The organism is Vibrio sp. MM46 (assembly GCF_027587135.1).
Classification (GTDB): Bacteria; Pseudomonadota; Gammaproteobacteria; order Enterobacterales; family Vibrionaceae; genus Vibrio; species Vibrio harveyi.
In genome coordinates, this window is sequence record NZ_JAPPTO010000004.1 from 85,647 (window position 1) to 97,375 (window position 11,729).

Annotated in this window: 16 protein-coding genes and 1 riboswitch; of the genes, 8 read left to right on the top strand and 8 right to left on the bottom strand. The window is 44.5% G+C overall.

Translation table 11 applies throughout. From position 1 onward, the window contains the following. Window positions 1-39 precede the first annotated feature (39 nt). From OH459_RS05915 to cspE, 4 genes are all read right to left on the bottom strand, one after another. Window positions 40-1,044: an adenosine deaminase gene (locus tag OH459_RS05915; RefSeq protein WP_050936311.1), complete on the bottom strand. Its 1,005-nt coding sequence runs from the start codon at window positions 1,042-1,044 to the stop codon at window positions 40-42. Window positions 1,045-1,144: 100 nt separating this feature from the next. Then, window positions 1,145-1,244: riboswitch (purine riboswitch) on the bottom strand. 355 nt (window positions 1,245-1,599) lie between these two features. Continuing rightward, entirely contained in the window at window positions 1,600-1,740 is a 141-nt protein-coding gene (locus OH459_RS05920) for a hypothetical protein (RefSeq protein ID WP_005452683.1), read from the bottom strand. Between the two features lie 62 nt (window positions 1,741-1,802). Further along, entirely contained in the window at window positions 1,803-2,012 is a 210-nt protein-coding gene (locus OH459_RS05925; protein WP_005452681.1) for a hypothetical protein, read from the bottom strand. Between the two features lie 344 nt (window positions 2,013-2,356). Then, window positions 2,357-2,569, bottom strand: a complete 213-nt coding sequence (gene cspE, locus OH459_RS05930) for a transcription antiterminator/RNA stability regulator CspE (protein ID WP_005452678.1) — start codon at window positions 2,567-2,569, stop codon at window positions 2,357-2,359. A gap of 323 nt (window positions 2,570-2,892) precedes the next feature. On the opposite strand from cspE, the gene OH459_RS05935 reads away from it, so the two are divergent. Then, window positions 2,893-3,741: a pirin family protein gene (locus OH459_RS05935; RefSeq protein ID WP_050921549.1), complete on the top strand. Its 849-nt coding sequence runs from the start codon at window positions 2,893-2,895 to the stop codon at window positions 3,739-3,741. Between the two features lie 210 nt (window positions 3,742-3,951). Here the strand turns inward: OH459_RS05935 and OH459_RS05940 are convergent, their stop codons facing one another. Next, the gene (locus tag OH459_RS05940; protein WP_005452674.1) at window positions 3,952-4,800 is read right to left on the bottom strand and encodes a patatin-like phospholipase family protein; all 849 of its coding nucleotides are present in this window, start codon (window positions 4,798-4,800) and stop codon (window positions 3,952-3,954) included. 178 nt (window positions 4,801-4,978) lie between these two features. Between OH459_RS05940 and OH459_RS05945 the strand changes: the two genes are divergently transcribed. From OH459_RS05945 to OH459_RS05975, 7 genes are all read left to right on the top strand, one after another. Then, window positions 4,979-5,437 (top strand): Fur family transcriptional regulator, encoded by a 459-nt coding sequence (locus OH459_RS05945; protein WP_005452672.1) that lies wholly within the window; start codon window positions 4,979-4,981, stop codon window positions 5,435-5,437. 101 nt (window positions 5,438-5,538) lie between these two features. After that, a complete protein-coding gene (locus OH459_RS05950) occupies window positions 5,539-6,873 on the top strand; it encodes a dihydroorotase (RefSeq protein ID WP_239968819.1) in 1,335 nt (444 codons plus the stop codon). 148 nt (window positions 6,874-7,021) lie between these two features. Continuing rightward, window positions 7,022-7,582 (top strand): carbonate dehydratase, encoded by a 561-nt coding sequence (locus OH459_RS05955; RefSeq protein WP_005426373.1) that lies wholly within the window; start codon window positions 7,022-7,024, stop codon window positions 7,580-7,582. Further along, window positions 7,572-8,573 carry a CobW family GTP-binding protein gene (locus OH459_RS05960; RefSeq protein WP_199449671.1) on the top strand — a complete coding sequence of 334 codons (1,002 nt, stop codon included), beginning with the start codon at window positions 7,572-7,574 and terminating at the stop codon, window positions 8,571-8,573. Before OH459_RS05955 ends, OH459_RS05960 begins: the two co-directional genes overlap by 11 nt. Before the next feature lie 146 nt (window positions 8,574-8,719). Next, window positions 8,720-9,283 (top strand): HD domain-containing protein, encoded by a 564-nt coding sequence (locus OH459_RS05965; RefSeq protein WP_038897835.1) that lies wholly within the window; start codon window positions 8,720-8,722, stop codon window positions 9,281-9,283. Window positions 9,284-9,507: 224 nt separating this feature from the next. Further along, window positions 9,508-10,422, top strand: coding sequence for a CDF family Co(II)/Ni(II) efflux transporter DmeF (gene dmeF / locus OH459_RS05970; RefSeq protein ID WP_005452657.1), 915 nt, complete (start codon window positions 9,508-9,510; stop codon window positions 10,420-10,422). Continuing rightward, entirely contained in the window at window positions 10,422-10,838 is a 417-nt protein-coding gene (locus OH459_RS05975; RefSeq protein ID WP_009697065.1) for a MarR family winged helix-turn-helix transcriptional regulator, read from the top strand. Before dmeF ends, OH459_RS05975 begins: the two co-directional genes overlap by 1 nt. A gap of 76 nt (window positions 10,839-10,914) precedes the next feature. On the opposite strand, the gene OH459_RS05980 is transcribed toward OH459_RS05975, so the two are convergent. The 3 genes from OH459_RS05980 to OH459_RS05990 form a co-directional block, all read right to left on the bottom strand. Then, entirely contained in the window at window positions 10,915-11,043 is a 129-nt protein-coding gene (locus OH459_RS05980) for a hypothetical protein (RefSeq protein WP_005452653.1), read from the bottom strand. Further along, complete coding sequence (locus OH459_RS05985; protein WP_005426337.1) at window positions 11,043-11,171, bottom strand: hypothetical protein; 129 nt, start codon at window positions 11,169-11,171, stop codon at window positions 11,043-11,045. Before OH459_RS05985 ends, OH459_RS05980 begins: the two co-directional genes overlap by 1 nt. 88 nt (window positions 11,172-11,259) lie before the next feature. After that, on the bottom strand, window positions 11,260-11,595 hold the full coding sequence (locus OH459_RS05990) for a hypothetical protein (protein WP_005452650.1): 336 nt from the start codon (window positions 11,593-11,595) through the stop codon (window positions 11,260-11,262). Window positions 11,596-11,729: the final 134 nt, after the last annotated feature.

The window sequence follows — 11,729 nt, forward strand, 5'->3', positions numbered from 1 at the left end:
TAAAAAAGTCAACAAACCCTAGTCAACTAGCGCTAATATTTAGTGGCTTGCCAAGTAGTTCGCGACTTGAGTACGGTATTTCGCTTTAAGCGCTTCATCAATGAAACTGGCGTTGATTGCATTAACCGTAAACTGAGCCAGTTCTGATTTCGTCATTGGATGAGCATCGCTGACCGCTTTAAAGTTATCCGTCATATAGCCGCCAAAGTACGCCGGATCATCCGAGTTAATGGTTACCGCGACACCTTTACGTAGCAAATCGACAATGTTGTGCTGCTCCATTTCATCAAACACGCAAAGCTTAATGTTCGACAACGGGCACACCGTTAGTGGCATTTTACTTTCGATAAGCGCATCTACCAATGAAGCATCTTCAACACAGCGAACGCCATGGTCCACACGACTAACGCTAAGCATCTCAACAGAGTCAATGATGTTTTGCGCCGGACCCTCTTCACCCGCGTGTGCTACCGTCAATAGGCCTGCTGCTTTTGCTTGTTGGAAAGCGCGTTTGAATTTCTCTGGCGGGTGACCGAGTTCTGAAGAGTCCAAACCTACACCGATGATTTTGTCTTGATGTTTGATGATTGATTGCAGCGTTTCAATGGCGCTTTCTTCCGATAGGTGACGCAAGAAGCATGCGATAATTTGAGACGTAATACCTAGCTGCTCGTTACCATCTTGCATTGCTCGGTGAATACCGTTGATGACCGTTTCAAACTCAATGCCACGGTCGGTGTGGGTCTGTGGGTCAAAGAAGATCTCAGTATGGATGACGTTGTCGGCTTTGCAGCGCTCTAGGTATGCCCAAGTCAAATCATAGAAATCTTGTTCTGTACGCAGCGCGTTAGCACCTTGATAATAGATATCTAGGAAAGACTGTAAATCTTCGAATTCGTACGCTTTGCGCAGTGCCTGTGGCGATTCGTATGGAATGTCTATGTTGTTACGTTGTGCCAGTTCAAACAACAGTTCTGGCTCTAGCGAACCTTCGATATGTAAGTGTAACTCTACCTTTGGAAGACCTTGAATAAATGCGTTCATAATAAACTCCCACTTTTTCTTATGGTTGTTGTGGATGCAATTACTCTAAGGATAGGTATAGATTGAGAAAAATCGAACGCCATTACAAAGAGTAAGATCCACAGTGATCTCGACTCTTCGTAATCAGCACTTTGCGGGAGCTGGTAGAGACCCCCAAACCATATCATTGGGGTTATACGAAGCAAACGGTTGCGATTATACGCAAAAATTGAAGCTTGGCTAGAGTCGTTGATGAAATTGTTATTTGTGGAGAACGGAGAACGGAGAACGGAGAACGGAGAACGGAGAACGGAAAGGCAAAAAAGTGTTGGTTTAATTGAGCGATGGAGATTGTATCGAGGCTGTGATTCATCGCATGATGGCTTCGTTGTCAGCACACACCTTGCTGAGCGTCGAATATTCAGTGGCTAATACTGAACCACACCATGCGAGAAACATTGGGAGTCATATCGAATTTAATGTGCGTTGCTCATTGTGAACTGAGAAGAGGGGTGGCGATACCTTGCACGTCGATATTTTAGATGAGAAGAGTAGAGAAAAGAAAATGGAATGTATTTATAGTTCGAACATTTTATCAAATTCTCTTTGCTCCATGATGTCCTCAATTCGGCGGCGCGTTTGTTGTTTAATCGCTGCGGCGTTTTGCTCGGACTCTTTCTTTTCTTGCTCAATTTGCTTCTTGCTTTTCTTTGCCATGATTTTTCCTTTGGAAATTCTTCCTAAATATCCGCATTATTCATTAATGCACGAAAATTGATTTATTTAATAATAAAACTTCCTAGCTTTGAACCTGAGTCACACAGAATGTCTCCGGAGTAGGTTTTCTCACAGTATTTAAAATCAATGAGATAACAAGCAGATTGGAGTTTTGGCAATATATGGCGCCTTAAAATATCACTATTGAGTTGATGAATTTTGGCGTTCCAAGAGATGTCGGGTTGTTTTAAACGGAATTCAATCTCTATCATTTATTCTCCTGTTTTTTGGTGATCTTTTCTTTATTCAATAATTGGTACCAGTGTCTTTGACGACCTGTTCTTCTAGACATAATTTTTCCTAATTTTAAGTAAGTGAAATACCAACGATGGCTATCGGGTTCGATAGATCTAGTGTTCCAACGATGGATATCGTATCCGCCGCGTCTACAAACCAAGTCATTCTCGCTGAACTTAGCATCTCGAGGTTACTTGGGTATATTTTAGGCAGCAGAAAACCAAGCAAAATTTAATTGCTAAATATTAAGTTTGAGGAATTTTTTGAAGGGGGAGAGAGTTTGGTGCAGCGAGGAAATGCTGCACCAAGAAAAGCTATCTTATAGAGGAGTAACTTCAGTCGCTTGAGGACCTTTTTTACCTTCTTCTACATTGAAGCTTACTTTCTGACCTTCAGTCAAAGTTTTGAAACCGTCAGCAACGATTGCGTTGAAGTGTACGAATACATCTTGACCGCCGTTGTCTTGAGTTAGGAAACCAAAGCCTTTAGTTTCGTTAAACCATTTTACTGAACCAGTTACTTTACCAGACATAAAAACCTCTGAAATTAAACAATAATATACGAATTGTGATGGATCTTTTTTAAGCTATTGAATGTGCAATCAAGAGGAAGTTTTACGCAGGAGTCTGAATCAAGGATTCAGGGTGTTACTGAGAGGGAACTTAAACTAAATGTAGCATTAACAGCTCTTTTCTAGAGCCAGCCACCACTATACAGGGTGTTTAAAAAATAGCTACATTTATTTTTCAAATTCTTTTCGTTCGAAAAAACTGATGGAGTAGAACAATTTCATCCCCTCATGATTTGGCATCCCCCTTCCTACAATGAGTCCATACCAATAAGGGAGGCAATATTATGAGCACAGTGAGAGAGATTCGTCAGATCATTCCATCGCATGCAACCGCAGATGGTGATGGGGTTAAAATTCGTCGCGTAGCCGGATTCAATAACACGAGCTTTTCACCATTCTTGATGGTCGATGAGCTTAAATCAGACCAACGTGCAGATTATGTGGGTGGTTTCCCTCCACATCCACATCGGGGCATTGAAACACTAACTTATATGCTCACCGGTCATTTCCAACATCGTGACCATATGGAAAACATTGGTGAGCTTCGTTCTGGCGGTGCGCAATGGATGGCTGCTGGTCGTGGTGTGATTCACAGTGAAATGCCAATCATGGAAGACGGCGAGCTGCACGGTTTCCAAATTTGGATTAACCAACCTGCACGAGACAAGATGTCTCCGGCGCAATATCACGACTTCCAACCGGAAACTATTACCGAGCATCGCGCAGAGTCCCATGGTTTGGTTCGTGTTATTTCTGGCGAGTTAAGCATCGGCGATGAGGTTGTCAAAGGACCGCTAAGTAAAACGGGTGTACCAGTGACGGTTGCTGATTGGCAATCGCATCCAGGTGCGACAATGACATTAATGACACCGAAACATCACAATATGATGACCTATGCTTATAAAGGAAGTATTAAGGTGGGCGAGCGCGTGGTCATGCAAGGTGAGATGGCACTACTTTCGCAAGGTGAGTGGGTAGAGCTGCAAGCCAATGACGCTAGCGGAGTACTGCTCTTTATTGGCGAACCGATTAATGAACCTGTTGTGCATTATGGTCCATTTGTGATGAACAGTATCGACGAAATTGAACAAGCGATTCAAGACTACAATTCTGGTGTATTTGAAACTTATTAAGGCACCCAATACCGTTGCTTGGCACCAAGCCTTGACGCCAACTCTTGGAGTTACAGTTCGAGAGAAAAACACTAAGTGATTTGGAGTCCGTTTATTGGGCTCATACGCAAGCAAAGACGATATCCACTGCCATCGAATTTGCATCAGCCACACCAATTGGGTGTGGCTTTTTTTGTCTTTCACGAGGGCAGTGAGCTTTTTGCTCTCTGTTTAGCTTTGCTCCCATCGTTCAATGGCTTGTGGACCACATTCCACACCCAGCTCATAAGCTTGACGTAAAGGTTCTGGCGAGCGGCTTAAACGCTTTAACTTAAAGCCTTCTGGTGGACAGATTTGGATGATCTCAACGCCAACTGGCGGGTTCTCTATCAGTTCCAGACTCTGGTTGTAACGAATATGGCGCGTGAGCATTGGCTCGATTAACGCTGGATGATCTTTCAGTAAACGTGAAGTTAGCTTTTCAAACTTAGGCTTGGATTTGCGATAGCTGGCAGGGCGGCTTCGTAGCACCATGATTTTGGTTGCACCGCGTTTGATGGCTTCGGCAATAGGGATTGCATCCGCTACACCACCATCCACATACCTTACGCCATCTAATGGCACACCATTGCGGTACATGATTGGTAAGGCGCTGCTGGCTTTCATGGTTTCCGCCAACATTTCTACGGAAGGTGTTAGGTATTCTGGTTGTCCGTTGTCTTGTCGTGTGACACCTAAAAAGAATGGTCGAGGATCGGCAGAGAGTACGGCTCGATCAATGCCCAACTCTTTAAGCGTGACGTCCCACATCCAATCTAAATCCATCATATCGCCACCGCGTACGAGTTGAGTGGGGGAGATAAATTCTTTTCGTAGACTGTAGTCGAGATAGATTTTGAGGTTTCTGCCCGGCATTTTAGCAAGGTAAGCCGCTAAGTTACTTGCGCCCGCCGAGACACCCCAAAAGCTGTCAAAAGGGGAGAAATCTTGTGCCATAAAGTGATCGAGTATGCCGCAGGAGAACACCCCACGCATCGCGCCGCCTTCTACAATCAACGCTCGAGAACCAACATGTTCCATCCTAGCCATCCGTTTCGATTATTCTGATTTGGATACGAACTAATTAGAGTAACGGATCTAATGCGTATACCCAAGTCGCGTTCACTTTGACCTTACCTTGATGAATCTATTTTTTATGTTATAACATAACAATAATCAAAATTATTATAAGGTAGCGTGTGTCTTGTGTGAGGTGAAAATGAGCGATATTGACGCCATTATTAAGCATGTTGAGGTGAGCTTTAAAGCTCAAGGAAAGCAATTAACTTCCAAGAGAAAACTGGTGTTGAAAGCGTTGGTCCATGCCGATAGAGCCTTGTCAGCTTATGAGTTGGTGGATTATTGCAAAGCCCATTTTGAACAAAATATTCAGGCAATGTCGGTGTATCGAATCTTGGATTTTCTTGAAGGTGAGCACTTGGCTCACAAGCTTAAAGTTTCTAATAAATACATCGTCTGCTCCCATATCCTATGCGAGCACGAACATGGCGTTCCTCAATTTCTCATCTGCTCCAAATGCAACAAAATTAGCGAGCAAGCCATCGACCCAAGCTTGATTCACGGTCTGCAATCCCATGCAAAAGAAGAAGGCTTCACCGTTGTCAGCCCTCAACTAGAGATCAATTGTGTTTGTGATGACTGTGCGAAATCCCAGTAAGTGTTTTTGAATGTCCACTTATTGTCGTCTTCATCACTGCCACTTTACGACGTTTATCCTTTCCCATTATTAGCATCATCAGCAAGGAGTTCTGAACCGCTATGCCAGCAACACTGATTAAAAACGCCCTTGTCGTCAACGAAGGAACCATTACCGAGACCGATTTACGAATTGTCGATCAGCGAATTGAAGCTATCTCGACCGATATCGCCTCAAAACCGGAAGACACGGTGATTGATGCTAAAGGATGCCATCTAATCCCCGGTATGATAGACGACCAAGTACACTTTCGTGAGCCGGGTTTAACGCACAAAGGTTCGATTGCAACAGAATCCCGTGCAGCGGTTGCAGGTGGTATCACAAGCTATATGGAAATGCCGAACGTAAACCCTGCCACGACGACCATCGAAGCGTTAGAAAGCAAATTCTCCATTGCCGAGCAGAGCTCCCTCGCGAACTACTCTTTCTATCTTGGTGCGACCGAAGACAACCTTGAGCAAATCAAACAGCTTGATCCAAAGAGACATTGTGGCGTGAAGGTTTTTATGGGGGCTTCGACGGGGGATTTGTTGGTGGAAGCACCTCAAGCCTTGGAGGAAATTTTCCGTGATTCACCGGTGCTCATCGTAACGCACTGTGAAAGTGGACCTGTGATTGCGCAAAACAAACAGCGACTACTCAAAGAGAAGTCGGAATTCACCATTGAAGATCATCCGATACTGCGTGATGACGAAGCGTGCTATGCGTCCTCTTCTTATGCGGTAGAACTGGCTAAGAAGTACAACAGTCAGTTGCATGTTCTGCACATTACAACGGCAAAAGAGTTAGCACTGTTTGATGCAGGTCCAATCGAGAACAAAAACATTACCGCTGAAGCTTGCGTTCATCACCTGTGGTTTAGCAATGAAGATTACGCAGAGCGTGGTAACCAAATCAAATGTAACCCAGCGGTGAAATACCCAAGTGACCGTGAGGCTATTCTAAAAGCACTTAATACAGGTCAAATTGACATTATCGCGACAGACCACGCCCCCCACACGAGGGAAGAAAAACAGGTGCCTTACGAACAAGCGCCAGCGGGGTTACCTTTGGTACAGCACGCACTATTGTCTTTATTTGATCAAGTCGCTCGCGGACATATGACGATGGAGCAAGTGGTTCAAAAGACGGCACATAACCCAGCCATCCGCTACGGTATTGAGCAACGTGGCTTTATCCGTGAAGGGTATTTCGCTGATTTGGTGCTGGTGGATACAAAAATGCCGACTTTAGTCACCAATGACAATAGCTTGTACCACTGTGGTTGGTCGCCTTTTGCTGGCCATCAGTTCTCCTCACAAATCAAGAAAACTTGGGTCAACGGTGGGTTGGTGTATGTCGACCAACAAGTCAATGAGCAGGCAGCACATGCTATGCGATTGGTATTTGATCGCTAAGACTCAAGTTTTTCAAAAACTTAGATTATTTGAAAGCTCAGTTTATTTTCGAAAGCTTACATTTATCCGCTTTCATCGGGCTTTATTTGTAGAAGTATAGTTGTCGTAACTTGAGTGTCTTTTCGGCATCAAATAAAGAGAATTCAATATGTTAAGAAGAAATCCCACAGGTCACATGCCCGAAGTGTCGGAAACAGCCTTCATCGATCCGACTGCAATCATCTGTGGCAAAGTGATCATTGAAGATAACGTTTTTATTGGTCCTTACGCGGTGATTCGTGCTGATGAGGTGAACGAGCAAGGCGATATGGAAGCCATTGTCATCAAGCGCGATACCAACATTCAAGATGGCGTGGTCATTCACTCAAAGGCAGGCGCTGCCGTGACCATTGGTGAGCGCTCTTCCATTGCACACCGATCAATTATTCATGGTCCGTGTGAAGTTAGCGATGATGTGTTCATTGGTTTTAACTCGGTGGTATTTAATGCTGTGATTGGGAAGGGTTGTGTTATTCGCCATAACTGTGTGGTAGATGGTCTAGACTTGCCAGAGAATTTCCATGTTCCGCCAATGACGAATATTGGTGCTGACTTTGATTTGAATAGCATCTCGAAAGTGCCACCTGAGTACTCGGCGTTTTCAGAGTCTGTGGTTTCAGCAAACCACGAACTGGTGCAAGGTTACAGGAGAATTGCCAATGAGCTCTGAGAGCCAACCCATACTTGGTGTTCCTACCAACATGATTACGGGGTTTCTTGGTGTAGGAAAGACCTCAGCGATTTTGAATTTAATGGCGAATAAGCCAGAGAACGAGCGCTGGGCGGTATTAGTGAATGAGTTTGGTGAAATCGGCGTTGATGGTAGCTTGGTTCAGGGGCAACAAAGCGAAGAGCAACAAGTGTTTATTCGCGAAGTACCCGGCGGCTGCATGTGCTGCGCGGCGGGGTTGCCAATGCAAATCGCCTTAAACCAACTGCTTAATGAAGCAAAGCCAGACCGTCTGCTGATTGAGCCTACTGGGCTTGGCCACCCGAAAGAAGTGCTGCAAGTGTTGTCGACAGATCATTATCGCCAAGTGCTTTCGCTACAAAAGAACATCACTTTGGTCGACGCGCGTAAGCTTGCGGATGAGCGCTATACACAGCATGACACGTTCAACCAACAAATTGCGATTGCCGATACAGTGGTGGGTAACAAGCTCGATTTGTATCAAGAGGGAGACACCCAGAAGCTAGAAGCTTACGTGGCGCAAGTTGGGCGCCCAAATACCAAAGTGGTTTTTGCTCAGCATGGGGTGATTCCGTTCGCTGAATTTGAAGGTGAGACCACCATTCATGAACATCCCCCGCATCACCACCATCATGCGAGTGACAAGCCTTTGGCTTCAGACATGCCAATGCCTGAGAGTGGTATGCTCAAAGCGACCAATTCAGGCGAAGGTTTCCAGAGTGTCGGTTGGCGCTTTTCACCTGAGAAAGTGTTCGATCGCCGCAAGCTGATTCCTCTGTTGGTTGAGCTGGAAGTGGAGCGCATGAAAGCGGTGTTTATTACTGGTGATGGCATTTATGGCTACAACCTAACGCCAGATGGGCTACAGGAAGTGGAGTTGGATGACTGTGCTGAAAGCCGAATTGAACTGATTGCCGACTGCATTGATGAGCACTTTGAAGCCAAACTGCTTTCTTGCGAATTGGCGTGATCTATAGGCTCAGGCATTCTCAATATGAGTGTCTGAGTCTTCTTCTATGTTTCTAATCACTTCCTGTTTTCTCCCTGTCGTTTGTGCTTTTCCGATTCAGCCCGATCCGTTACTCTTCTTGAAAACATTGAAACATGAGCACTGATATGATCGACAAGCTACCTGGCATTCTTACTTTTTTGCGCGAGGCTGAGCAGCTCAAAAGCACCTTACGCACCGCATGGACGTCTTCTGGTCGCCATGAAAGTACTGCTGAGCACACGTGGCGATTATGCTTACTTGCCATGCTGGTAGCAGAACATTATCCACATTTGGATAGCTTGAAAGTGCTAAAACTCTGTGTTGTTCATGACTTGGCAGAAGCGGTCAGCGGTGACATTTCGGCGTTGGAGCAACACTATGGGCTGGATAAAAGCGCACTAGAACTGGCGGATTTGAAGCAACTCATCGCTCCGTTAGACGCTTCTCTGCAAAAGGATCTGCTGGAGCTATGGTTGGAATACGACAGTGCTACTACCGCAGAAGCTCGACTCACCAAAGCGTTGGATAAATTGGAAACCATTCTGCAGCACACTCAAGGCGATAACCCTACCGATTTCAATTACGCCTTTAATCTGGAATACGGCAAAAAGCACACGGACTTTGATGATCTGACCAAAGCGCTTCGAGCGATCATCGATGAAGATACCCGTCGATTAGCTGAGCGCTAGTTCTCTCGCTCAACTTAAAAACATCACTTTCTGCAAAATCACTTAGGCTTCTCTGGTGAACCTGAGTGCTTTAGCTCGTTTGTGTTTTTTTATACTGAGTAAGACTCTTTTTAAAACTTCCCTTTGATCAAATTCCCTTCCTAGGTTGACATTGTTTGATGGTCAAACTAAGTTAAAATCAAATAATTTGATAATCAAACTAAAATTGGAAGGTAAGTGTCGCAATGGCTGTATCGCAACATTCACATGATTTCGTTTCTCACAACCAAAAGGGTGAAAAACGCACGCTCTACGTATTGATCCTAACCGTGACCACCATGGTGGTGGAGATTGCTGCCGGGACCATGTTTGGTTCAATGGCATTGCTCGCAGATGGTTGGCATATGGGTACACACGCAGCGGCATTTTGTATCACCTTGTTTGCTTACCGCTACGCGAAACAAAATGCCCATAATGACCGCTTCTCATTTGGTACGGGTAAGGTGAGTGTGCTCGGCGGTTTTACCAGTGCCATTGCGTTGGGGATTGTGGCATTGATGATGATGGTCGAGTCGATTCATCGTCTCTTCAACCCAGAAAGCATTCAGTTTAACGAAGCTATTATGGTGGCGGTGATTGGTTTAGTGGTGAACCTTGCGAGCATGCTGCTTCTGCAAGATCACCATCATCATGGGCATGACCATCATGATCACCATTCTCACGATCATGAGCACGAACATCATCACGACCACAACCTAACTGCTGCGTACTTCCACGTGTTAGCGGATACGCTGACCTCTCTACTTGCGATTGTCGCGTTGATTGTCGGTAAGTTTTACGGCTGGGTTTGGTTAGATGCCATGATGGGGATTGTTGGTGCCGTTGTGATTGGTAAGTGGACCTTGGGTTTAATGAAACAAACCGCACCAGTCTTGTTGGATGAGAGCATCAACAAGTCATACCGAGATGAGATTACTGAAACACTTACTCCTTATGCCGAGATTGTTGATTTACACATCTGGAAGGTGAGTGGTCATCATTATTCTGCGGCTATCGCGCTTAAAAATCATAGCAACAAAACGCTGGATGAATTTAAGCAATTATTGAGTAAATTTGATAAGATTCACCACCTAACTTTGGAAGTTCAAACGACTGAGTGATGCGCGAATTAGAAAAGCTGAATCAAACGCTTACCGAGTTCTATGACAAAATGTCTTCTTGGGAGCAATCTGTAGTAAAAGGCACGGGTTACTCACTAGCTCAAATCCACACGATTGAAGTACTGGGTGGGCATGGTGCGTTGCGTATGAAAGAACTGGCGGAAAAGCTTGGGATTACGACAGGCACGTTAACGGTTCAAATTGAGAAACTGGTGAAAGCGGAGCTTATTGAGCGCTGTCCGCATCCAGAAGATCGTCGCGCTATCGTAGTAAAGCTTACGCCAGCGGGTGAAGAGATTCACCGTCATCACAATCAGCTGCATTTAGATTTGGTTCAAGACTTAACGCGCAATATCGAACCTGAGCATCAAGCGATCTTGTTTGCTTGCTTACAGAAGATGAATAAAGAGTTCTGATTGCGCTTTTCGTTTCTCAACTCAAATATTGAGTCTCAAACAGCAAAAAAGTAGAGCACCGAAGTGCTCTACTTTTTTATAAGCTCGATAGAATTTGTTCGATTGGCAGTTGTGTGAACGCATAAGTAATGCCAACACAGAATGCAGCACCGGTAACGCCAATACCGACAGTCGTTGCGAGTAGCAGAAGGGTAATCTTAGGCATCAGAGATTAAACTCCTTCTTAAAGGTTGGGTAAATGACACCATTCGCTTCTTGATAGGATTTAAAGCCATAACCAAACGCAAATGCTGCCACCACAATGGCAAATGCCGCAATGTTTCTTCCTTTCATCCTTAAACTCTCAACTGTTTGTATTGAACAAAGGTAATAAACACTCTGCCAATAGTTTATCTATTGCTTATTTAATTCGGTTATTCAATTACTGGGTAAAACACACGAACAGTACCCATGCTGTTGTTAGCACAAGTAACGGTGTGAACACTTTCTGAATTGAAGCGCCATCGGTTAGGTCATAAATCACGATCGATTCTTTATAGAATGCGCGTTTGAATGAACCAAAGCTGATTTCATTTTTAACGTCAGATTGCTCATAGTGATGACGAGCAGAGTCTGCCATTTGAGACTCTAGATCTTGCATCTCGTATTCTTTGTTAAAAAATGCATCCCACGCCGAAATACGTGCAATAGTTTTTGGCGAACGATTGCCCTTCAGTTTTTCTAGACGCTTAGCGTATGCAGCTTGATATTTATCCACGATGATTTCCTACATGAATAGACTGTAATGCAGAACACAGCTTTAAATGCTCTGCGCAGTGGTTGTAAAAATTTGAAAATGGGAATCAAAAGGGAATTTTTACATCAGTAGGAAAGTTGTCAGATGAAGAAGTA